The sequence below is a fragment of the Bacillus cereus G9842 genome, assembly GCF_000021305.1.
Classification (GTDB): domain Bacteria; phylum Bacillota; class Bacilli; order Bacillales; family Bacillaceae_G; genus Bacillus_A; species Bacillus_A thuringiensis_S.
This window is the reverse complement of sequence record NC_011772.1, coordinates 3303733-3326478: the sequence shown is the minus strand read 5'-3', so window position 1 is coordinate 3326478 and position 22746 is coordinate 3303733. Positions and strand designations below refer to the sequence as shown.

Sequence of the window (22746 nt, the reverse complement as noted above, 5' to 3'; positions counted from 1 at the left end):
ATGTGTGTGAGTAAACGTACATACATACAAATGATTATTAATAAAGAAAATTTGCTATATCTATAAATTTTATAATTTTATAAAGCTTTTAAAGTGTAACACCACATGCCCATCACCTTAAGATTTTAAGTATCCCCAAAACGAAATTTTTACATGAATATCTATAATTTCACCTCTTTTTCATTTGATTTGAAAATAAGCTTTCTATTTTTAAAAACCAACGATACCACCTCAAATTATATGAATAAAATCCATTCATTTATTAGGAAAATGGATTAAAAATAATAAGGTAGACTAAAAAGTAAAATATTATTTATGATAATCATTCTTTTATAAAATTCAAATTGGAAATAGCCCTACTCATTTTCAAAATGGAGGGGCTTTTTTTACTGTAAAATCAATATCTGCAGCTTATTTTTGTTGAAAAAATTCTCATTCTTATTTTGATAGTGATATGGGTACATATACATGCACATCAATCTTTTATTATGAAGTAGCCCTTGAATATATTGTTTTTTATTGACAGACATAAAAATGATTTATTTGCTGTATTGATAATTTATAGACGTTATAATAAAATGTTTATGTATATGTAAACTTAATTTATTTTTGTTTGGTTTAATTGGGAGGTTAGGCAGTGTTAATAACAATAAAATAATGGATATATCACCTGCAAAAAGAATGAAACCAATACGGAGAAGATGATTTCGTTAAAAATTCGAAAAATAAGCGTTATTAGCTCTTGAAGAAAAATGACTAGAAAAATTACAAGCATATGGAAAATAGGGTTATACAAAAAGTCTTAAAGGGGGACGGAATTATGGAGAAAAGAAAGTATTCAGTAACACCACAAGATCGAATGAATTATGTATTAGGTCTTTATTCTGCAGATCAACAAATTAATGCAGTTCTTTATTTTCCTGTAGGTATATCCAAGGAAATACTTGAAGAATCAGTAAGGATAACGTTGCAATTGCAACCAGTTTTGAACAGCCGGTTTGTAGAAAATGATATTCCTTACTGGGAGGAACATTCATCTGACACTAACTCATCTATTTGCTTTTTTGCAGAAGGAAATAATCAAGAACTTGAAATAATGGCAATAGATTTTATTAAAGAACCTGGTGATCGTATACAGGGGCCTATGGTTCAAACGAAATTATTACGGGGCACTACAACAGATATGTTAGTTGTGAAATTATCTCATCTATGTTCAGATGGTGCAGGAGTCAAGGAATATATTAAATTGCTTGGAACAATATATACGCACCTTTCATTGGGACGGTCTAAGAAGCAAATTATAAAGGAATTTGATGAGGGAAATGAGAGTTGTCGAGATCAATCACATGTATTCAAATACGCTGGAATATCGGACATAAAAAGTGCGTATCGTCCTAACCAAGAACAACAGGCATCGTTATGGTCTTTTCCATCTCAACCTAACAAAAATAAATTTCCCCAAATGTCCGTACGGCGATTGAGCCATGAGCAAACTCTACGTTTAACCCAATGGACAAAAGCACAACAGGCTACCTTGAATGATGTAATCATGACTGCATACTTCCGAGATTTATCACATTTCACTGTGTATGCAGAACCTCGCACTGCAGAAAAAATGATTGGCTTGACAATTGATTTACGTCGATATCTGCCTAATAATACAACTGGTGCTATTTGCAACTTATCCGGTATGGAAATGCCAGTGATTAAAATGGAAGACGATGAAACATTTAAGCAGACTCTTGTTCGAGTTAAACAATCAATGGATAAAATAAAGTCTCAAAATCCAGGTCTTTCTTCAGCAGCAGGAATGGAGCTACTGGCAGAAATGAAGCTATCTACAGTGAAGGAAATGTATAATCAGCAATATGAAGAGGCTGTACAGATGGGGATGGCGTTGCCATTACTGACAAATTTGGGAGTGATCGCTGAGGAACCTATTCAGTTTGGTCAAATTCAAGCTGAGGACGGGTATATGGCATCGCCTATTATGTATGCACCATTCTTTTCAATGGGAGTAAGCTCTTATAATGGAAGACTTACATTTACGATTGGTTATCATGCGCCGGATACATCAAAAGAAAAGGTAGAAAAATTTTTAGATAGTGTTGTGAATCAACTATCAGAAATAAAATAAAAGAGAATATAGAGAACAAATTTCTAACAGAATTGTATTTTAGGGGCTCGTATCATGTACGGATAATCTCTGGGAATTTTCTCTGACCGCACTTGCCTTTATGCTTTATATGCAATGGGAATGGTAGTGAGAAACAATTTGTATCGTGAAAAAACATGATATATCGGTATGAAAACAATAAAGCAGAGCTGATTTAAATTACACTTTGAATCAGCGCTGTTTTACTAGTTTGATGGCCCTTACAACAAAAAAAGGAGACTGTATCCGGTTAGGGTAAAGCGGATTTTTAATTTTTTTGAAAATAAAGTTGACATCCACAACTACTTAGTCATACAATGTAGTTGTAATAAGTAATACTGAATAGTGTAGTTTTACTCAAAAGCTATTCAGTAAAAATTCGCCTTAGTACTCTGTAGTACTGAATATAAGCCAGACAGAATAGGGGGTAAAGGAGGATCAGGACATGGAAAATTTAACTGAAATGCTGAAAGGTTCACTGGAAGGGTGTGTACTGGAAATCATTAGTCGCCGTGAAACGTATGGCTATGAGATTACCCGCCACCTGAATGATCTTGGGTTTACCGAAGTTGTAGAAGGTACGGTGTATACTATCCTCGTACGATTAGAGAAGAAAAAGCTTGTGAATATTGAAAAGAAACCATCAGATATGGGGCCTCCTCGTAAGTTTTATTCATTAAATGAAGAAGGCCGCCAGGAGCTTGAATTGTTTTGGGAAAAATGGGATTTTGTATCGTCAAAAATTAACGTCTTGAAGTCAAAATAGGTTCATAAGATAAAATGTTCTGGCCGATACTTTGAGAATTTCTTGTTCGGCTTTATAAAAAAGGAGGAAAATAAGATGTTAGAAATGTTCAAAAAGTTAATTGGTGATAAAAAAGAGTACAAAATGATGATGGCACGAGTTGAGGCTCTTCCAGAGGACTACCAATTTGTATTTAAGAAAATTCAAAACTACATGTGGAATTTCTCAGCGGGTAACGGGATGGATATGTTACACATACAGTATGAATTAATCGATTTGTTCGAAGCGGGTGCAGCGGAAGGAAGACAAGTGCTTGACATTACTGGGGATGACGTGGCTTCCTTTGCTGACGAACTAGTGGCAAACGCTAAAACGTATGTCTCCAAGTATCGTGAAGATTTGAATGAAAGTATTATGAAGAAATTGAGAAAAAAATAAATGCAATTAGTAATACCGACTGATTAGCTGGTTACAAATGTGAATTGCCGCCATCGCTATTCAGTTATATTTTTAAACCAGTACTAAGTAATACAGATTATCAGTGATACTAAATAGAGGGTGTATGTAATCTAATTCTATAAGGGGGAAAAAGTATGAGCAATGCAGCAATTTCTATAAAAGGGTTAAAAAAATCTTTTAAAGATAAAGAAGTCTTAGAGGGAGTGGATTTTGAGGTGCAGCGTGGCGAAATTTTTGCGCTGCTAGGCTCAAATGGAGCGGGAAAGACGACAACGGTCAATATCCTTTCGACGTTAATGAAACAAGATGATGGTGAAGTGAGTATTTGCGGTTTTGACGTCCAGCGACAACCAGATCATGTTCGTCAAAGCATCAGTTTGACAGGACAGTTCGCAGCTTTAGACGGCATGCTTACTGGAAGGGAAAACTTGATAATGATCGCTAAGTTACGTGGTGTTTCCAATCCCGCACAAGTTGCTGATAATCTACTTGCAAGATTTAGCCTGACTGATGCGGCCAACCAGAGGGCAGACCAGTATTCAGGCGGGATGAAGCGCCGACTTGATATCGCGATGAGTTTGATTGGGGCGCCAGCAGTTATTTTTCTTGACGAACCAACGACTGGACTTGATCCGGAAGCGCGGATCGAAGTGTGGGATACCGTCAAGGAACTTGCCGGCAGCGGCACAACGATCTTGCTCACTACTCAGTACTTGGAGGAAGCGGAACAACTGGCGGACCGTATCGCTATTTTGCATGGCGGAAAAATTATTACGACAGGTACTCTTACTGAACTGAAAGAGATGTTCCCGCCAGCAAAAGTAGAGTATATCGAGAAGCAGCCGACGTTGGAAGAAATTTTCCTTGCGATTATCGGTAAAAAGGAGGAGATGTAAATGAAAAGCAAAACAGGGGTATTACTAGGGCGCTTAATGCGCAATATTATGCGTAGTCCGGATACAATTATTACGGTAGCAATTACACCGATTATGATGATGCTATTATTTGTTTACGTATTTGGCGGGGCTATAAAGACAGGAACGGATAACTACGTTAATTATTTATTGCCGGGAATTTTGCTAATGGCTATCGCATCCGGTGTAGCTTACACTTCCGTGCGACTATTTACGGATGTAAAGAGTGGGCTGATGGCACGTTTCATTACGATGCCTATTAAGCGCTCATCGATATTGTGGGCTCACGTTTTAACCTCTTTTGTTGCTAATGTACTTACTATCGTGGTGGTTAATCTTGTTGCATTATTAATGGGTTTCCGTTCCAGTGCTAATATTCTAGAGTGGCTCGCGGTAGCTGGAATACTTGGGATGTTTACGCTGGCGCTAACATGGCTAGCTATCATTCCAGGATTGAAAGCGAAGTCTATGGAAGGGGCGACTGCTTACTCGTACCCGCTAGTTTTTCTTCCATTTATTAGTTCGGCCTTTGTGCCTACCGAAACGATGCCAAAAATTGTTCGTGCGTTTGCAGAGAATCAGCCTGTAACTTCAATCGTGAATGCGATTCGTGCTCTTTTATATGAAGGAACTGTGGGTAACGATATTTGGATTGCACTCGCTTGGTGCGTAGGTATAATGGTCATCTCTTACTTTTTCGCCAGTAAAGCATTTAAACGTCAGTTAGGGTAAGAAACGAGATAAACGAAACCTTCAGGAATAATATATATTTAGAAAAGCACGGGAGATTTTCCGTGCTTTTATTATTTATCATGCTCTCATTGTAGTAAATGAAATGGTATTTAAAAATAGGATAATTATCCAGTGATAAAGCTTAATATTTGAGGCTCACTGCTTATGGAATGTATAAGCACACTCGTTTTTGTAAATCTGCTAATACTTCATCGGGTATTTCTTGGATTTTAATATCCTTCCCTAGAAAAAGCAGCCAATTTATTATTTCCATCACTTCATCGGGATTGTTAACATTGATAAAAGTTTTTAAAATGGCTGTGGATTGGTAAGGATTAGTATAAGATATTGAAATTTTTAAAGGATGGTATTTTTTGAACTGGGCAATTGCTGTCGGACCAAGTTCAAATACAAGGTTAATTGCTTCGTCCTTCTTACTTAGTTTTTCTAAAATCTTTTTCTTATTTAGCCTTTTGTTCGTCGTGTATGGTTCGATATTAATGAGATCATCGACAGGAAACATCATCTTCTTTTCTTCTTTTAAGTCAAACCCTTCAATGATCCAATGGCTTTTTTCTTGATAAAGGTGCAATAGATAAATTGGATAAGACTTGATTTCTTCATCTTCTTTCATAGTAATCAATAAATGGTTATCTAAAAGAAGGATTTGAATGAGTTTTTCTAACATAGGATGGGGGAGATCAGAAAGCTCAAGTAGATCGGGATTATAAGGATTAGTCCCTTGGAAAAGCAAGAGTTGATTTAAAAGAACGAGATCATCTTGCTGGGTTTCTGAGATGAGTCCTAGTAGTTTTTCGGCTAAAGATTGACGACTCTTTAGGTAGGGAAGTTGTTGATTCCTCGTAGCCATAAAGGCAATAAAAAGAGCTTTCACTTCATTATCAGTAAAGCGAACAACGGGCAGGATAGAGTTGTGCATAACAAAATATCCCCCGGTCCTCCCAACTTCAGCGACAAGTGGCATTCCCATAGCTTCAATTTCTCTAATGTCTCTAATAGCTGTCGACCGTGATATGTTAAATTCTTGTATAATTTCAGATATTGTAAAGTGGGAGCGGTTGTTGATATACCGCATAATTGTATTAATCCGTTCAATTTTTTTCATTTTGGTCTCCTAAACAGTATCATTTTTTGACATGGTTTAAAGGTATTATAAACGTATCAGATGAAAAGGTAAATCGTTTGATTAATAAAAAAAGAGGCAGGTTTTGCAAATGAAAAATTATACTATAGAAGAAAAAGATAGCTTTATTGTATTAGGTATTGGAACTGAAATTAAGAGTGAATACACAGACTTTGCTGGAATAAATAAAGAAAAGGAAGACTTTTGGTCGGCTGTTAAAGAAGATAGAAGGCTGGACACTTTAAAAGCTTTAGCTACAAATGAATACATTTTTTCCGTGAGCGAAGCGGTGAATAACAAAATGATGTATTATGCGGGTGTCATGACAGAAGCACAAATAGAAGAAGAATCTAGAGTGATTCAGTTTCCGAGGGGAGAATACTTAGTAGTGAAAGGGGAAGACAAAACGGCTGAAGAGCTAAGTAATAAGCTTACTGGCATCGCCTTCGGTCAAGCTTTACCAGAAGCAAAGGATTTTGCCTATGTTGGTGGACCGAATACAACGGTTGAGATGGGGCAGAGAAATGGCTTAATATTTGGTGAAATGTGGATTCCGGTTGTTAGGAAGTAAAGTGATAAAAGGTGCGAATATGGAAAGTAGAGGCTAATGATCTTGTATTGTTGGCCTTTTTAACATGAATATAATATTCATATGCTGCTACACAGTATGTTCTGATAAAATGGAATAAAAGGGAATTACTGTAAGGTGGTGGTGGGGAGAATAAAAAAGGCTATTTGAGCTATTCATAGTAACGTTTGTTTTTCTATTCCTTCATGTAAGTACATTTACTAATGAAAGATTTAACGATAAATTGGGATCCTTTACTTTCATTGAGCTACTTCTTATGCTTTCTATTTACACTGCATTTATAGAAAAGTATTTTGATGATATACAAAAGTGGATTCAAAATATTACATGTTGCTTTGCTTTATTCGTAGTGGTTTTAGTAGCTCTATGGATAGGTTATTTTTAGTCCTTACTTAAGAGAATGAGAAATATGTGATTACACTACATTCGATTCGATAATATGACTTAGCTGCATCGGTTTATATTAATCTTTTCTCTCCTCAATCATGATAAAATGTACAAAATGAGAATCCAATTTAATAGATATTATAAGAAAACCATCAATTTGATTATCCTTTTTCAAATTGATGGTTTTTATTTTTGAAATAAATATGTATTTTTTTAAAAAATATTTTTTGACCCCCATAAAACTATGTATTCCTCCGAATATGTATAGTGAAGAAAATAAATAGAAGAAAAATGACTATGAAAGAATATAGAAGCATTAATAAATTTACTAGATTAAGTGGGCATCCGAAATAAAAGGATGAAATTACCAATGATATAGAGAAGAGTTATTCAAGGATTGCAGATAAAATAGAAAAAGAATAAGCAAAACGAACGGTAGAAAATAAGAAAGTAGATAAAAATTAAAACTTAACTTTTGTGCCGAGAGAAAAGGAAAATCATTAAGAAAACGTTAGGAAAAGTTAGAATCGAAAAATATAACTAACAGCAAGAAGACAAGACCGAAGAAAAGTACCAAGAAAATCTGGTTAAATGGTCACTTGTGTAGTGGCCATTTTGCTATTTGAAGGAGGCTGGGAGATTACAAGTGTTGAGTTTAGTAATGAAGATCTTAAGAAAACCGAAAATAGAAGATATCGTATGTAACATACAAAACAACGAAGAAGACAAAGAAGCGTTTATCGTACAGTATCAGCCTTTTATTAGAAAATCAATCTCATCTGTCTGCCGCCGATATATAACAGAACAGGATGATGAATATAGCATTGGATTGTTTGCGTTTAACGAAGCAATTGAACAGTATTCATATACAAAAGGAAAATCCTTTTTAGCGTTTGCTGATCTTCTTATAAAAAGAGATGTAATTGACTATATACGTAAGGAGTCTAAACATAACTTTGTCTTTTTAAAAGAAGATGAGCAAGAGGAAATGTTAGAAATGCAAGTATCGCTTACGGAGTATATGAAAGAGATGGAAAATAGTAACCGTAAGGAGGAAATTCTTCATTTTCAAAGTGTGCTAGCTGAGTTTAAAATCACATTCTCAGAGCTTGCTAAAGAATCTCCTAAGCATCGTGATACACGTGAGCACTTAATAGAAATTGTAAAAATTATTATAAAAGAAGAGGAAATGATGGAAGAGCTGTTCCGAAAGAAAAAGTTACCGCTTAAACATATAGAACCACGTGTTAGGGTAAGTCGTAAAACGTTGGAACGACATAGAAAATACATTATTGCAATGTGTATTATTTTTGCAAACAACTATACATATATTCTGGATTACATAAGAGGGGAAAAGCATGATGAATAAAGGAATTGTGATGGATATAAAAAAGCATAGCGTAGTTGTTTTAACACCAAATGGAGAGTTTATTACGTGTAAAAGAAAAGGGGATTCTTGCATAATCGGGGAGGAAATCTTATTTGATGAGCAAGAACAAAAAGCATCGCATTTTTCGATCCCTTCCTTTTTAAAACCTGCATCAATACTTGTTGCTTGTTTTCTATTTGCAGTGCTGTTTTTCTACAATCAACCAGAAGAAAAAGTATTTGCTTACGTCTCAGTTGATATAAATCCAAGTTTAGAGGTGAGCGTAACAAAGGATTTTCGTGTTATAGATTTGCAGGCTTGTAATGATGATGGAAGGCGTATTTTAAAAGAATTGAAGCAATGGGAAAATAAACAATTGCAAGAAGTAATACGTAGGATTATAAAGCAAAGTCAAGAGGATAAGTATTTAACGAATGATAAGCAAGTTATGCTAACAGCTGTTGCAAAGGACAAGGCACTAGAACCACAGTTGGAAAAGGCGATGAAAGAATTAAAGAAAGAATATGAGCTAAAACATATTACAGTTGAATATCAAAGTAGCACAATGCAAGTACGAGAGAATGCTAGAAAAGCTGGAATTGGCACAGGTGTCTATATAAAGCAAGAGAGTGAGAAGAACAAATCGCTTACGCCTCCTGCCACGCCGTCTAATCCGGTGGAAAACGAAGAAGAGATACAATTGCAGCCGGAGTCATCTCCTGATGCATCACCGGATTTGTCTCCCGTACAAGAAAAAAAATATGAGAAGCCAGAGCATAAAGAACAAAAGAAAACAGAAGAACAGCCATCGAAGCAAATAAAAGAAAACAATGGAAGAGGATCCCAGCAAGAAAATAGAGGGAATCAACAGGAGAATAACAGTAGAGAATCTCAACAGGGAAATAATGGGGACCGACAAGGGAACAATGGAAGAGGATCTCAACAAGGAAATAATGGGAATCAGCAAGGGAACAACGGAAGAGGATCTCAACAAGGAAATAATGGGAATCAGCAAGGGAACAACGGAAGAGGATCCCAACAAGGAAATAATGGGAATCAGCAAGGGAACAACGGAAGAGGATCTCAACAAGGGGATAATGGAAATCAGCAAGGGAACAACGGAAGAGGATCTCAACAAGGAAATAATGGGAATCAGCAAGGAAACAATGGAAGAGGACCCCAGAAAGAAAATGATGGAAACGAGCAAGGGAACAATGGTAGGGGGTCTCAACAAGAAAATAGAGGCCACCAGCAAGGGAATGAAAAGAAGAATCAATAGAATATGGAAGTGAGAGATTCATTTCAAAGCTAAAAGGATTTCTCTCGCTATTGTGGGCAGTAAAACTCCCATCTCAAAATTTGGCTTGGGCAAAGAAGTTAGGTGGGGGTTGGGCTGCTTGTAAATGCCCAATTGGTGAGGGCTGATTAAAGTTGCACTTTATTATTCTATAGTTCTATTAAGAAGGAGTATGTGAAAAATATAATGGAGAAAAACATTCAACAAGAGAAAGATAAAGAAAAACCTGTTTTTTATGATCCGAAAGGAAGGAGAAACATAGCCTTTATTTGGTTTCTATGTATCTCAATAGTTAGTGTAGGTGTTGTATTTTATTTTTTCTTTCAAAGTATTTTTTCAACACCAGAAATTCCAAACATGAATCCTACTGTAAAACAAGATACGAAACTTGTACCAATTAATCAAAAACTTAGTGAGGAGCAGTTAAAGAACGAAGAATTCAAGCCAAATACCGAAATGAAGGATAATAAAAATTTGGTGAATTCGACAAACGATAGTAAACAACCTAAAGAAGTGTATGGTTTTTATGTAAACTGGGATGAAAATAGTACCGCTTCTTTAAAAGAAAATATCGATTCATTAACCACGTTAGTACCAGAATGGTATCATTTAAAAGAAGATTTAACGATTAGAAGTGAGATAAAACCTGAGATTGTAAAACTAGCAAAAAAAAATCATGTGAAAATTATGCCGTTACTTACTAACTATACAGAAAAAGCTTCTGGCCCTGATAGTGAGCTTATCCATAAGTTACTGAATTCGCCGAATGATGTGAAGACGAAATTTATTAATGATTTAGTAAGCCAAGTTAAAAAGAATCAGTTTTCAGGTATTAATATTGACTTTGAGGCCGTACCTGAAAGTGATAGAGAAAACTTAACAAATTTTATGAAAGAACTTACTACGGAATTTCATGAACATGATTTGCTCGTTACACAAGATGTTCCAGCTAATGATAAGGCTTTTGATTATAGTGCGTTAGCAAAAATAATAGATCGAATGATTGTAATGATGTACGATGAGCACTATGGAGCCGGGGAACCAGGACCAATTGCTTCAAATAAATGGTTCCAACATACATTAAAAGAACTGAATATTCCGTCTAATAAGCTTATAGTTGCTTTCGGTAACTATGGATATGATTGGGAAGTGAATAGTAAAGAAGCTGCGAAGTCTTTAACTTTCTCAGAAGTTATGGCAATGGCTCATGATTCAAATATGAAAATTCAATGGGATAACATGAGTGGAAATCCTTATTTTAGATATAAAACAGGAGAGAAAGAACATACTGCATGGTTCTTAGACGGTGTTACTCTCTATAATCAAGTGAAAATCGCAATGGACAACAATGCAAAGGGGGTTGCGTTATGGAGATTGGGAGCAGAAGATCCTACAATATGGAAAGTTTTAAAAAATCCTATTGAGGCACAAAAAAATCCTAATGTATTACATAAAATCAATAGTTTAGATGAAGTAAATTATTCTGGACAAGGTGAAATTTTACAGATTGAGAATGAAAGAAAAAATGGATTGAGAGATTTTAAAGTAGGCAAAGATGGTTATCTTACAGATGAAGTATATCAATCCTTACCATCTGCATACGAAGTGCAACGATATGGAAAACCGAAAGGGAAACAAGTAGTATTAACATTTGATGATGGACCAGACCCGAAATATACGCCAGAAATTTTAAATATATTAAAAGAGAATAAAATAAAAGCTGCTTTTTTTGTCCTTGGTGAAAACGCACAACTAAATCCTAGTATTGTAAAAAGAATATACGATGAAGGTCATGAAATTGGCAATCATACTTTCAAGCATCCTAACGTAGCTGATACGTCTTTACTACGAACAAAAGTAGAACTTAATACGACGCAACGTCTGATCCAGGAAATAACTGGGCATTCTACAGTTTTGTTTAGGCCACCATACGAAGCGGATGCTAACCCGGATTCCTCAAATGAAATAGTGCCTATTTTACGGGCACAAAATATGAACTATACAATGGTAGCAGAAAAAGTGGATCCCGAAGACTGGGCAACACCATCAACAAATGAATTAGTAAAGCGTGCTCTTAATCCCGTTTATAAGGGAGAGGGAAATATTATTCTTCTTCATGATGCGGGAGGGAATCGTACCCATACAGTAGAGGCGCTCCCAATCATTATTAAAGACCTAAGAAAGCATGGATATAGTTTTGTAACAATCTCGGATTTAATGAATAAAGAACGAGAGGAAATTATGCCTCCTGTTTCTTCAGAGGGGAAGCAATATTTACTTTACAATAAAGCTGTCTTTTCAGGGGCAGGATACTTTAAACATATATTAACAACTATTTTTTATGTTGCTATTGGATTAGGGATTTTTCGATTCTTATTCTTAATTTATTTTGCATGGAAGCAGAAAAGCAAAACGCTATCTCGCTATATTAATTCGTCATATCAACCTTTTGTTAGTGTTGTCATAGCGGCATATAATGAAGAAAAGGTGATAGCTAAGACGATTCGCTCAATTTTGGATAGTAATTATAGAGAATTTGAAGTTATTGTTGTGGATGACGGATCGACAGATGATACGTCAAAAGTAATGAAAGAAACATTTTATAAACACTCTAAAGTTCGTTTCATTCAGAAAGAAAACGGCGGGAAATCATCGGCAATGAACCTAGCGTTTCAACAATCGCGAGGAGAAATCATTGTTACTTTAGATGCGGACACTATTATTGCGCAAGACGCCATTTCTCTAATGATTAGACACTTTGAAGATCAGAATGTAGCAGCAGTTTCAGGTAATGTTAAAGTGGGGAATAGACGAAATTTGTTAACTACTTGGCAACATGTTGAGTATATTACAGGGTTTAATTTAGAACGTAGAGCTTTTGATGAGTTAAATTGTATTACAGTTGTTCCAGGAGCTATTGGGGCGTGGCGCAAGAAGAATGTAGTTGAATCTGGATATTTAAGCGAAGATACATTAGCAGAAGATACGGATCTTACTATTACATTTTTACGTCAAGGGCATAGAATTGTATATGAAGAAAAAGCGTATGCTTTTACGGAATCACCTGAAGATGTGAAAAGTCTTATTAAACAGCGGTATCGTTGGTCATATGGTACGCTCCAATGTCTTTGGAAACATCGAAAAGCTTTGTGTAATTCAAAACATAAAACATTAGGGTTTATTGCATTGCCTAACATGTGGTTATTCCAATATGTTCTGCAATTCATTGCTCCTTTAGCGGATATATTAATGATCATGGGGCTATTTGGTAGCGATCCGCTAAAAGTTTTAGGATTTTATTTTGTATTCTTTTTATTAGATCTGCTCGCATCTCTGTTTGCATTTAAATTAGAGGAAGAGAACCCTAAACCGTTAGTGTGGTTAATTTTACAACGCTTTATTTATCGTCAATTTATGACTTATGTTGTCATTAAATCTATATGTTCATCGCTTCGAGGAGTAGCGGTAGGATGGAATAAACTAAAGAGAATGGGGAGTGTTAAACATTCCACGGAACATAAGGAGGCATCATAAGAGAGCAGACTATCTGCTCTTTTTTTATTGATTTTAGTAAGTTGAATATAGAGTAGTGGTGAGACATTATGTTAAGATTCTCCTTTAGTTTCGGATTAAAGTTTTTTTATATTTTTTTAAAATGACGGACATAAAAACGCATATACCTTCGAATTATATATATGGATAACATAAATATTGTATATAAAAGGGGAGAAATAAGATGAGAGAAAAAAAAGAAATGTTTCAAGAAATTGCTGAGGTGTTAAAGGTATTGGCGCATCCCGTTCGTCTATCTTTAGTAAAAATAATGCTTGCAAAAGGCCCTACTAATGTAACAACAATGTATGGGGATTTACAAATGCCTCAAAGTACAATTAGTCAACATTTATCTAAACTAAAAGCTGCTAAAATGGTTACAGGTACTCGGAAAGGATTAGAAATTTATTATGAGGTAACGGACAATCGCACAAAATCAATATTAGCATGTTTAGTTTAAATACTGATTGTCTAGACATTAAGAAGAGGATGAAAAAGTAATTCTTTGACTACAATTTTTAAGATTTTATACAAAAGTAATATGTATAAGTGCATGTGATTTTCTTACTAACATAAGTTGTATGTAGGGTGGTTATTAATTTGTTATACTTCTTAATTAGCTTATTTTATTAAAAATTAGTAAGGTGAAGGATTATTTATGTACACATGAAATATTTTATAAAGAGTACGACTTTACTCCAAAGTTACATTTTTAGTTTTTTATCTATAGATCTAATACTAAAGGGAAAATAACTGAAATATAAATGTAATTGAAAGGAGTGGAGTAACAATGGAGGTAAGCCTTTTTTTAGGATTTTTTTGGGGGTGGATAACGGTTATCATCTCAGGAATACTTTTTGTACGACCATCTATACTACGTGAACTGAAAAAATTAGTGGTAGAAGACAGAGGATTTGGAATTATGTATGGCTTTCTATCAATTTTCCTCGGGTTAGGTACTGTTATCTTACATAATGTTTGGACACTTAATTGGCAGGGACTCATTACACTTATTGCATGGCTCGCACTATTAAAAGGGATTTATGTAATTGCATATCCTGAACCATCCAAGAAAACCGATTTTGAAGTAAGAGTACTATCTACTCGTATAGTGCTTGCTATCCTTGGTGCTTTATCTTTATGGATGCTTTTCATACTTTATATGAAATAGAGACAAATATTTTTGATCATGGGAGTATATAGGTGAGGAGTTTTGGGTAGTCCTTTGGAACGGGATTTTATAGTTAACTGTAAATATAGTGTTTCTTCCCTTGTAGATATGTTTTTATAAATAGTGAGATGGGCAAAACGAAAAGAGTCCTAAATAAATAGGATTCTTTTCGTTTTATAAAAGTGAACTTATTTTGTATCACTAATACAATGGATGATTATTTTTCCGGACTATTCGCAGTTATCTATCTTGGTATACTCAATGGTGGCTATGTGACCATCCGGTCGAATCAAAACGGTATCTATATTTTTTAACTTGGAATCTTGTATTTCTCCTATTATCACCTTTATGTGTGAATCAATATTTATTTTATTTATCTTATCTATATAAGTAGGGTGTATTAATAAAATAAATTTACCATCCTGCATTAATTCAAAGAGTTTATAACTTTTCTTATTTAGAGAAGAAATAGTGAGGTTTGTACATCTTTTTCCTATCAATGGATGCCTTTCTATATCGTGCATCGACGAATACATTATCCCTAAGCCACTTACTCTTTCAGATAAATCTTGATTTATCTCGGGGTATGTAAGTAGGTACGAAAATAAATCCCTCAATTCCATTCCTGCGTTTGAAAAGTTTATCATTAATTGTTCTTGCGCTTGTACTTCCTTGAAAAATTGTTTTCCCACAGCATGTCTTTCAATATGATAACTTTCTAATAGGCTTTCATATTTTTTTTGTTTTATTGCGAGTCCTAATTTCCATCCTATATTAAAAGCATCTTGTAGACCTACATTCAAACCTTGTCCTCCAGCAGGGAAATGAATATGTGCTGCATCCCCAGCTAAGAATACACGCTTATGTTGATAAGTATTTGCTAGTTTGGTTGCATTGCCAAAACGAGAAAGCCATATTGTGCTCTTAATTTGAAGATGTTTACCTGTAATACTATAAATACTATCTATAAACTCTTTTTCTGTAACAGCAACATGAACAGGTATTGTCTGATTCTTAGGGTCAATAATTGCAAAACGAAATACATCAGGTGTAATAGGTACCATCATTAATATCCCATTTATATTAGAAGTAGATAAAAATGGATTATCTGGTATACCTTCTAAAATAACATCACCTAATATAGCGGTAGTTGTTGTGTTTGTTCCATTAAATGGTATATTTGATAATTCACGAACTATACTTCTTGCTCCATCAGCTCCTATTACATATGGAACTTCTATTTTATATATTGTTTCTCTTTGTTCTATTTCTAGTTGTACGAATGTTTCATATTGTTTTAAGTCTTTCAGAGTATGCCCGCGTTTAATGACTACGCCTAATTCTAATGCATGTTCTTCTAATATTTCTTCTGTAATAGATTGGGGAATAAAAAGTGTATACGGAAAATCAGTATTTAAATTTTTAAAGTTTAATCTTGTATCTAAGGCAGCAAAATGACTTGTATTTAATTTCTGTCCTCTAGCTAAAAATCTATCTGCAATACCTCTCATAGCCATCAATTCTAAGGAACGAGGGTGTAGTGTGAGTGCTCTAGAATTTCGTACCCGGTCTAATCTTCTCTCTAAAACAACAACTTTTACGCCTTGGATAGCTAATTCACATGCTGCCATAAGTCCAACTGGACCACCACCAACTACCGCTACATCATAATAATTGTCCATATCATGCCCTCCATTTATTTAATTGTTTAAGAGCTAATGTGAAAAATTGTAAATAGATTAATGATATCTATTGTACATATATAATTATACTTCATTTTAGTTTCTTCGGAAACTAAAATGAAGTTCCTAGGAGAAGTCTACATAGTAAGTGTGTAGTTAAAGCTATATATCGTTTCTGCAGCTTCTTCTGCTTGTGCTATTTTTGCTAAAAATGCTACTGCTGTAGTTCCATATGGGAGTTGTAAAGGTCTTTCCGCTATTCGTAGTTTTAATGAAGTAGTAGTGGTTTTAACTCGACTTCAAATAATTCGCTTTCAATTTCATTAAGTGCATACATTGATACAGGGTGTGGAGAGGTATTAGATAAGACTTGTGATGAAAGAAGTGCTCCTGATGAGGAGTAAAATGTAACAAACACTTGTGAAAATGGAGGGACCATAATGATTACACGGTCAGTTTTTTGTAACGTATTAACCAACTCCAAAATAATATAGTTTTATAAAAATCAAAAAAAAAAATAGATAAATATAAAGATATTATTATGGGTACTTTTCCGATAGTGAATTAAGAAAATTAATAAACTCTTTATTTTATTGTAAATAATTTAAGAGCACACAAATATGCGCGCTCTTAGAATAGAAAGGTAGTTTTCTATGAGTAGGGAGTCCTCATATAATAAAATATGCTTGTCCAATTTAAATGTGAGAAGTTTTTTATAAAAATGCTATTTGGTAAGTCTATGTGAAAAATCACCTTGTACAGGAACTCTTTGCAAAGTATTTTGTCTGCAGTCATGATTATTAAAGTTGATGAGAGCTGTTATTCGACTAATAAAACCACATCTCAAATTGTTGACTATATGTCTAACAACTAGGATGCGGTTCAATGAATAAAAAGTGTCCGAGCAAAATATAAGGTGAAAAGTATAAGATACTTTTGTTATAAAGAGTATTTATAGATGAATGTTATTGTTTTTTATTTCTGAAAGATTTGGGGTTCTAAATTACGAGTTGTTGGAGTCCCTCTAATATAAAATTTCAGTAGAAATATTGAACTACTAATATGAATGTAGAAGATTTAATAAAGACGGTAATGTTTTTTTAGTCATGTAATCTTTTCAATTGATGATCTTTTCCCCATTCACATAGTTCATCCATAATTTGCATTAAAGATTTCCCATATTCGCTTATTGTGTACTCAACCTTTGGTGGAACTTCTTGATATACAGTACGATGGATAATTCCATCAGCTTCAAGTTGCCGAAGTTGTTGAGTCAGAACTTTTTGCGTAATGTTTGGAATTTCTCGTCGGATTTCATTTGTTCGCATTTTTCCATCTATTAAGACACATAAAATATGAACTTTCCATTTTCCGCCGATTACATCGAGTGTCGTTGCAATTGGGCAGTCATCATTTTGATTCATATAACACCTCCACAGGTACTTTAAGGTTCCTATAGCACTTTAAAGTACGTACTTTTCAATTATATGTGACTCATTCATACTAATACGTAAAGGGTTGAATAATTTATAAAGGGGATGAAAAATGATGAAAACACTTGTAATTGTAGCACATCCTGATATTGAAAAATCAAAAATTAATAAAAGATGGATTGAAGAACTTGAGAAATATTCGGATGAAATTACGGTGCATGAATTGTATAAAGTGGCACCGAATTGGGAGTTTAATGTGGAAGAGGAACAAAAGCTGTTAGTAGAACATGACCGATATATATTTCAATTTCCTCTCTACTGGTACAGCTCACCACCTTTATTGAAAAAATGGTTCGATGATGTATTAACATATGGGTTTGCATACGGATCACAAGGAGATAAAGTGAAGGGAAAAGAATTTGGTGTAGCTATTTCTATAGGTGGATTAGAAAAAGACTATGAAAATAGTGGGATTACAATGGATGAGTTGACGAAACCATTCCAAGCTACATGCTTATATACAGGTATGGAATTTATACCTTCCTTTTATTTATATGGTGCAGAATATAAACTAAGTGATGAAGAGATTGATAAAAGTGCACCTGAATATGTGCAATATGTGATGAACAAGAAGTATTCTAATATATAATGAAAAATAGCCATTTACTTGTGAAGTAAATGGCTATTTTATATTCTTCTTATATTCACTAAGTGTAATCTTTAGTAAATTAATAGTTAATCTGGTAAAATAAAAAACCTAACATATATAAAGGGGAGTTTTACTTGAGAACGATGCAAAAATTATTACAAAAAAGAGCAATGCAATCACCAAATTTGGAAGCGCTTGTAGGCGGAGAGAAAAGGTATTCGTTTCAGCAGTATAATGAACGAGTAAATCAGCTTGCACATTATTTGTTACATAATGGTGTGCAAAGAGGAGACCGTATAGGAATACTATGCAAAAATAATCACCCGTTTCCAAGCGTTATGATGGCAAGTTTAAAAATTGGAGCGGTATGTATTCCGCTAAATCATCAGCTTACTGCTTATGAATTAGAAACGATTGTAAAAGAAGCGAAATTAAAAGTATTAGTTATTGATGAAGAATTTAGTGAAGTATTATTAAAGATTGATGCTGTTAAAGAAATCCCTTATGTAATTCAAACGACAAAAGAAGGCTTTGGTTCATTTGAATTAGAGTTGCAAAAACAGCCAACGTCAGAACCGAACGTAGAAGTTCATGAAGAAGACGATGCCATTTACTTATTTACTTCAGGAACGACTGGACAGGCGAAAGCATGTGTAATTGGACATAAAAACTTGCATCATTATTTTGCTGAAATTGCGGGCCAAAGAGAAATCCCAGCAGGTGAACGTTTTTTATCCGTGCATCCATTGTTCCATATGAGTGGCGTGCTTTCTATTTTAAATTGTATTTATCATGGCGTTACGATGATTTTCTTAGCTGATTCGAATCCTGCTATTATTTGGGATAAGATTGAAGAAGAGAAAATTACTACGATGCTTGCGTTCCCAGCTGTTTATAGTTACATGCTTGATGAATTAAATAAAAAAGAACGTAATATTTCAACCTTTAAAGTAGCACAAAGCGGTGGTACAAAAGTGCCAGAAACACTCATTCAAAAATATATGGAAAAAGGAATATATATGGTGCAAGGCTATGGTAGTACAGAAGGTTGGGTTGTAACCTCATGGCATCCAATGATGGGAAAAGAAAAGATGTCTTCTGTAGGAAAAACCTTGAAAAATGTAGAGGTGAAAATTGTTCATCCGGAAACAGGACATGAACTAACAACAAATGAAGTTGGAGAGATTCATGTGAAAAGTCCATACATGTTTAAAGGGTATTGGAATAATGAAAAGGCGACAAAGAAGGTAGTAAAAGATAACTGGTTTAACATGGGTGATGCTGGCATGATAGATGACGATGGATTCCTGCATATTATGGGAAGATATAAAGACGTTATTATACGCGGTGGTGACAATGTATATCCAGATCAAGTAGAAGATGTTATTCATGAAATACATGGTGTTTTAGAAGTTGCAGTAGTTGGAGTTCCAGATGACTTTTGGGGAGAAGTTCCAAGAGCTTACATTGTGAAGGATGGCGAAACAACATTAACAGAAGAAAGTATTACTCAGTATTGTAAGGAGAAATTAGCCAGTTACAAAATACCAGAAGTGGTATTCATAGAAGAATTACCGAAAAATGCTTTAGGAAAAGTGTTGAAGAGGGAATTACGAGATGTAGTTCTTATGAAATAGAAAATTATGAAACGATGGAGAACCCAGTTATGTATAAAGCATGACTGGGTTTTTATGTATCAAAAACATAATAATTTACTAGATTTTGTATTTCGTGTAAGATAATAAAGAATATTCAATTAATAATTCGAGGGATGAAATTAAATGAAGCTACCGTTATTAGAAGTAGAGACGGATAGACTCATTATCCGTCCATTTCAAAAAGATGATTACGAAAGTTGGTTAGATGGATTTAATAAGAGACTGCCATCGCAGTATAAATATGACGATGGCTATCAAGTTCTGGTATCATCAACAAAAGCATGGTTCACGGAATGGATAAGAGGTTTTGATGAAGCAGCACATAGAGATGAGATGTATGTATTAGGCATTTTTCGTAAAGAAGACGGAGCTAATATTGGAAAGTTAGAGCTGATAAAAATTTTACGAATGGATTACCAATGGGCGATGATGGGGTATTCCATACATAATCAATACTGGAAAAATGGATATGGCATAGAAAGCGTGAAAGCTGCGTTATCGTTATTTTATAATAGTCTTCATTTTCATAGAATTGAATTACATATACATGTTGATAATGAGCCATCTGTTCGTCTTGCGGAACGATCAGGTTTTTCTTTTGAATGCGAGAGAGAGGCGTTTTCTTTAGAGAATGGTAAGTGGATGGATTTTCTTATTTATTATAAAAATAAAGAAATGAACAAATAAGGAGAAAAGAAAATGAAGACTATAAACGTATTTCATTACGACGCATTTACGAATAAACCAAATAAGGGAAATCCAGCAGGTATTGTATTAGAAGCAGATGGATTAACGGAAGAGAAAATGCAAATTATTGCTGAAAAAGTTGGATATAACGAAACAACTTTTGTTCTTTCTTCAGAAGTAGGAGATATAAGAATGCGTTATTTTACACCTGGTTTTGAAATGGATTTATGTGGTCATGGGACAGTAGGGACGATATATGCTTTGCGCGAAAAAGGTTTATTAGAAGAGAAAAGTAACCTTACGATTGAAACGAAGGCTGGGATTTTACCGATACAAATAGGTGTAAATAAAAATGGAGAAACCTTTATTAAAATGAGACAGGCAGCACCTCAGTTTAAAGAATTTACAGGTTCAAAAGAAAAATTAGCTCATAGTATTGGTTTAGAAATAAATGATTTAGATGTAAGTTTACCGATTGTATATGGAAGTACTGGTAATTGGACTGTAATTGTACCGATTAAAAATCTTAATGCATGCGAGAGAATGAAACCTAATAATGCTGCATTTCCATCAGTATTAAAAGAAATACCTAATGCTTCTATTCACCCAATTTGTCTAGAAACTTATGATGAACTAGCACAAATGCACGGCCGTCATTTTTCATCAGCTTACGCTGGGACGATTGAAGATCCAGTGACAGGAACAGCTTCAGGTGTAATGGGAGCGTATTATGCGGAGTATTTAGAGAAAGATTTTGAACATGAATTGGATTTAATCGTTGAGCAAGGACAGGAAATAAATAAAGATGGTCGTGTAACTGTTTATGTAACGAAAGAGATAGAAAACGAGAAGTTACAAATAGATATTGCTGGAACAGCGGTGTATGTGAAAGAGTTTGAAGTTTCAATATAAAGTGAAACTTTAATCAGTGGGGGTTTTACTGCCCGGTGAATAGCAAGATAAAAAAGAAAGCCCGGAATACATCCGGACTTTCATTATCTGTTCAATACTTCAATGTACGAAGCATTTCCGGTTGTTCTTAAAGCGGAGCGGAAATTATTATTTTCTAACGCCACAGCAACTTGTTGTAACTGCTGTGCATCATCATGATGGATAAGTAAGCTGTCAGCACCGCTTTCTTCTATATGAATGTGTTCGACATTTCCGATAGCATCATGTACAGCTTTTAAAAATTCAGGTTTCATGGTGTCCTCCTATATGTATGTAACGTTGTTATTTAGTATTTCCTTATTTTTGAAATATAAAAGTAAATGAAAGGAGAAATAAAATGAATATAACGCAGTTTAACGAACAGATAACATCATTATTTGAAGAGCATCTTCACAAATATGGCGATGATGAATATGGTTTTACTCATATAAGTAAAGATGAATTTCACAAAATCGGTTACACAACAAATCTGACATTAGAGACGATTGAAGAAGCGTATAAAAATGGAGTCGATATGATAGTTACACATCATGCGCCGTGGAGTTTTTTATTTGGTATGGAAAAGGCTTGTATTGAGAAATTGAAGCAATATGAAATGAATCATTTTTGGATTCATTTGCCGTTAGATTTTGTAAAGTTTGGCACGTGTACGTCGTTATTTAACGGAATTGGGATAGATACAATACTAGAATATTCCACGTATGAGGAAGAAGAACTACCGGGAATAGGAGAATATAAAGAAGCGATTCCTTTTTCAAACTTAGTTGGAAAACTGGAAGAAAAAATGGAAGAGAAAGTGAAGAGCTGGAGAAATCATGATAAACCAGTAAAACGGATTGCGATTTTAACCGGTGCAGGAAACAATACAAATTTAATTGAACGTGCATTAGAAAAAGGATGTGACACGTACATAACAGGTGAAAAAACATTATATACAGTGCAACATGCGAAATTTAAAGGGATTAATTTAATTGTAGGCAGTCATACTTTTACAGAAGTGTTTGGTGTAGAAAGTTTGGCTCATAAATTACAAGACAGAGACCCGGCAATAGAAATTATTAGAGTATATGAAGAGCATTTAGAGTGATGAAATCACATCACATTACCATAAATGGAATGAACTATATGATGGAATATTGAAGAAAGCCATTGTAATAAAATAAAATTGTTGT

General features: G+C 34.4%; 21 protein-coding genes. 17 read left to right on the top strand and 4 right to left on the bottom strand.

The window, feature by feature from the left end:
- Positions 1-820: 820 nt before the first annotated feature.
- The 5 genes from BCG9842_RS16710 to BCG9842_RS16690 all read left to right on the top strand — a co-directional run bounded on the left by BCG9842_RS16710 (position 821) and on the right by BCG9842_RS16690 (position 5005).
- Positions 821-2137 carry a condensation domain-containing protein gene (locus BCG9842_RS16710; protein ID WP_000415487.1) on the top strand — a complete coding sequence of 439 codons (1317 nt, stop codon included), beginning with the start codon at positions 821-823 and terminating at the stop codon, positions 2135-2137.
- Between the two features lie 463 nt (positions 2138-2600).
- A complete protein-coding gene (locus BCG9842_RS16705) occupies positions 2601-2921 on the top strand; it encodes a PadR family transcriptional regulator (RefSeq protein WP_000429487.1) in 321 nt (106 codons plus the stop codon).
- 75 nt (positions 2922-2996) lie between these two features.
- A complete protein-coding gene (locus BCG9842_RS16700; RefSeq protein ID WP_000891986.1) occupies positions 2997-3338 on the top strand; it encodes a DUF1048 domain-containing protein in 342 nt (113 codons plus the stop codon).
- Positions 3339-3493: 155 nt separating this feature from the next.
- Positions 3494-4255 carry an ABC transporter ATP-binding protein gene (locus tag BCG9842_RS16695; protein ID WP_000063306.1) on the top strand — a complete coding sequence of 254 codons (762 nt, stop codon included), beginning with the start codon at positions 3494-3496 and terminating at the stop codon, positions 4253-4255.
- Positions 4256-5005: an ABC transporter permease gene (locus tag BCG9842_RS16690; protein ID WP_000837800.1), complete on the top strand. Its 750-nt coding sequence runs from the start codon at positions 4256-4258 to the stop codon at positions 5003-5005.
- A 163-nt stretch (positions 5006-5168) separates the two neighbouring features.
- Here BCG9842_RS16690 and BCG9842_RS16685 read toward each other — a convergent pair whose 3' ends face one another.
- Positions 5169-6131, bottom strand: coding sequence for a helix-turn-helix transcriptional regulator (locus BCG9842_RS16685; RefSeq protein ID WP_000717858.1), 963 nt, complete (start codon positions 6129-6131; stop codon positions 5169-5171).
- Positions 6132-6240: 109 nt separating this feature from the next.
- On the opposite strand from BCG9842_RS16685, the gene BCG9842_RS16680 reads away from it, so the two are divergent.
- The 7 genes from BCG9842_RS16680 to BCG9842_RS16650 all read left to right on the top strand — a co-directional run bounded on the left by BCG9842_RS16680 (position 6241) and on the right by BCG9842_RS16650 (position 14514).
- Positions 6241-6720: a GyrI-like domain-containing protein gene (locus tag BCG9842_RS16680; protein WP_041488170.1), complete on the top strand. Its 480-nt coding sequence runs from the start codon at positions 6241-6243 to the stop codon at positions 6718-6720.
- Positions 6721-6895: 175 nt separating this feature from the next.
- Positions 6896-7123 (top strand): DUF3963 domain-containing protein, encoded by a 228-nt coding sequence (locus BCG9842_RS30125; RefSeq protein WP_043333320.1) that lies wholly within the window; start codon positions 6896-6898, stop codon positions 7121-7123.
- Positions 7124-7771: 648 nt separating this feature from the next.
- Entirely contained in the window at positions 7772-8494 is a 723-nt protein-coding gene (gene sigI / locus BCG9842_RS16670; RefSeq protein WP_002082432.1) for an RNA polymerase sigma factor SigI, read from the top strand.
- Positions 8484-9773: an anti-sigma-I factor RsgI family protein gene (locus tag BCG9842_RS16665; protein ID WP_000981215.1), complete on the top strand. Its 1290-nt coding sequence runs from the start codon at positions 8484-8486 to the stop codon at positions 9771-9773. The genes sigI and BCG9842_RS16665 overlap by 11 nt, the downstream gene beginning before the upstream one ends.
- Before the next feature lie 204 nt (positions 9774-9977).
- Positions 9978-13325, top strand: a complete 3348-nt coding sequence (locus BCG9842_RS16660) for a glycosyltransferase (RefSeq protein WP_000414295.1) — start codon at positions 9978-9980, stop codon at positions 13323-13325.
- A gap of 202 nt (positions 13326-13527) precedes the next feature.
- Positions 13528-13803 carry an ArsR/SmtB family transcription factor gene (locus BCG9842_RS16655; protein WP_001208312.1) on the top strand — a complete coding sequence of 92 codons (276 nt, stop codon included), beginning with the start codon at positions 13528-13530 and terminating at the stop codon, positions 13801-13803.
- A gap of 330 nt (positions 13804-14133) precedes the next feature.
- A complete protein-coding gene (locus BCG9842_RS16650) occupies positions 14134-14514 on the top strand; it encodes a hypothetical protein (RefSeq protein ID WP_000453955.1) in 381 nt (126 codons plus the stop codon).
- Between the two features lie 230 nt (positions 14515-14744).
- Here the strand turns inward: BCG9842_RS16650 and BCG9842_RS16645 are convergent, their stop codons facing one another.
- A complete protein-coding gene (locus tag BCG9842_RS16645) occupies positions 14745-16196 on the bottom strand; it encodes an FAD-dependent oxidoreductase (protein WP_000371167.1) in 1452 nt (483 codons plus the stop codon).
- Positions 16197-17296: 1100 nt separating this feature from the next.
- Complete coding sequence (locus tag BCG9842_RS16640; RefSeq protein WP_001072962.1) at positions 17297-17620, bottom strand: winged helix-turn-helix transcriptional regulator; 324 nt, start codon at positions 17618-17620, stop codon at positions 17297-17299.
- A gap of 124 nt (positions 17621-17744) precedes the next feature.
- Here BCG9842_RS16640 and BCG9842_RS16635 point away from each other — a divergent pair, with 124 nt between their 5' ends.
- From BCG9842_RS16635 to BCG9842_RS30840, 4 genes are all read left to right on the top strand, one after another.
- Positions 17745-18278, top strand: a complete 534-nt coding sequence (locus BCG9842_RS16635) for an NAD(P)H-dependent oxidoreductase (RefSeq protein ID WP_002082441.1) — start codon at positions 17745-17747, stop codon at positions 18276-18278.
- 143 nt (positions 18279-18421) lie between these two features.
- Positions 18422-19915, top strand: a complete 1494-nt coding sequence (locus BCG9842_RS16630) for a class I adenylate-forming enzyme family protein (protein ID WP_079997362.1) — start codon at positions 18422-18424, stop codon at positions 19913-19915.
- Positions 19916-20059: 144 nt separating this feature from the next.
- Positions 20060-20623, top strand: coding sequence for a GNAT family N-acetyltransferase (locus BCG9842_RS30845; RefSeq protein WP_000775342.1), 564 nt, complete (start codon positions 20060-20062; stop codon positions 20621-20623).
- Between the two features lie 12 nt (positions 20624-20635).
- On the top strand, positions 20636-21535 hold the full coding sequence (locus BCG9842_RS30840) for a PhzF family phenazine biosynthesis isomerase (protein ID WP_000849331.1): 900 nt from the start codon (positions 20636-20638) through the stop codon (positions 21533-21535).
- Positions 21536-21618: 83 nt separating this feature from the next.
- Here BCG9842_RS30840 and BCG9842_RS16615 read toward each other — a convergent pair whose 3' ends face one another.
- The gene (locus BCG9842_RS16615) at positions 21619-21828 is read right to left on the bottom strand and encodes a hypothetical protein (RefSeq protein WP_000801655.1); all 210 of its coding nucleotides are present in this window, start codon (positions 21826-21828) and stop codon (positions 21619-21621) included.
- 83 nt (positions 21829-21911) lie between these two features.
- Between BCG9842_RS16615 and BCG9842_RS16610 the strand changes: the two genes are divergently transcribed.
- The gene (locus tag BCG9842_RS16610; protein WP_001027990.1) at positions 21912-22661 is read left to right on the top strand and encodes a Nif3-like dinuclear metal center hexameric protein; all 750 of its coding nucleotides are present in this window, start codon (positions 21912-21914) and stop codon (positions 22659-22661) included.
- Positions 22662-22746: the final 85 nt, after the last annotated feature.

Excerpts from the sequence above, each read along its gene's own strand:
- BCG9842_RS16685 (WP_000717858.1), bottom strand. The coding sequence starts at position 6,131 with ATGAAAAAAATTGAACGGATTAATACAATTATGCGGTATATCAACAAC.
- BCG9842_RS16660 (WP_000414295.1), top strand. The coding sequence starts at position 9,978 with ATGGAGAAAAACATTCAACAAGAGAAAGATAAAGAAAAACCTGTTTTT.
- BCG9842_RS16640 (WP_001072962.1), bottom strand. The coding sequence starts at position 17,620 with ATGAATCAAAATGATGACTGCCCAATTGCAACGACACTCGATGTAATC.
- BCG9842_RS16645 (WP_000371167.1), bottom strand. The coding sequence starts at position 16,196 with ATGGACAATTATTATGATGTAGCGGTAGTTGGTGGTGGTCCAGTTGGA.
- BCG9842_RS16695 (WP_000063306.1), top strand. The coding sequence starts at position 3,494 with ATGAGCAATGCAGCAATTTCTATAAAAGGGTTAAAAAAATCTTTTAAA.
- BCG9842_RS16665 (WP_000981215.1), top strand. The coding sequence starts at position 8,484 with ATGATGAATAAAGGAATTGTGATGGATATAAAAAAGCATAGCGTAGTT.
- BCG9842_RS16655 (WP_001208312.1), top strand. The coding sequence starts at position 13,528 with ATGAGAGAAAAAAAAGAAATGTTTCAAGAAATTGCTGAGGTGTTAAAG.
- BCG9842_RS16700 (WP_000891986.1), top strand. The coding sequence starts at position 2,997 with ATGTTAGAAATGTTCAAAAAGTTAATTGGTGATAAAAAAGAGTACAAA.
- BCG9842_RS16630 (WP_079997362.1), top strand. The coding sequence starts at position 18,422 with ATGCAAAAATTATTACAAAAAAGAGCAATGCAATCACCAAATTTGGAA.
- BCG9842_RS16710 (WP_000415487.1), top strand. The coding sequence starts at position 821 with ATGGAGAAAAGAAAGTATTCAGTAACACCACAAGATCGAATGAATTAT.
- BCG9842_RS30840 (WP_000849331.1), top strand. The coding sequence starts at position 20,636 with ATGAAGACTATAAACGTATTTCATTACGACGCATTTACGAATAAACCA.
- BCG9842_RS16650 (WP_000453955.1), top strand. The coding sequence starts at position 14,134 with ATGGAGGTAAGCCTTTTTTTAGGATTTTTTTGGGGGTGGATAACGGTT.
- BCG9842_RS16680 (WP_041488170.1), top strand. The coding sequence starts at position 6,241 with ATGAAAAATTATACTATAGAAGAAAAAGATAGCTTTATTGTATTAGGT.
- BCG9842_RS30845 (WP_000775342.1), top strand. The coding sequence starts at position 20,060 with ATGAAGCTACCGTTATTAGAAGTAGAGACGGATAGACTCATTATCCGT.
- BCG9842_RS16615 (WP_000801655.1), bottom strand. The coding sequence starts at position 21,828 with ATGAAACCTGAATTTTTAAAAGCTGTACATGATGCTATCGGAAATGTC.
- BCG9842_RS16690 (WP_000837800.1), top strand. The coding sequence starts at position 4,256 with ATGAAAAGCAAAACAGGGGTATTACTAGGGCGCTTAATGCGCAATATT.
- BCG9842_RS16610 (WP_001027990.1), top strand. The coding sequence starts at position 21,912 with ATGAATATAACGCAGTTTAACGAACAGATAACATCATTATTTGAAGAG.
- BCG9842_RS16635 (WP_002082441.1), top strand. The coding sequence starts at position 17,745 with ATGAAAACACTTGTAATTGTAGCACATCCTGATATTGAAAAATCAAAA.
- BCG9842_RS16705 (WP_000429487.1), top strand. The coding sequence starts at position 2,601 with ATGGAAAATTTAACTGAAATGCTGAAAGGTTCACTGGAAGGGTGTGTA.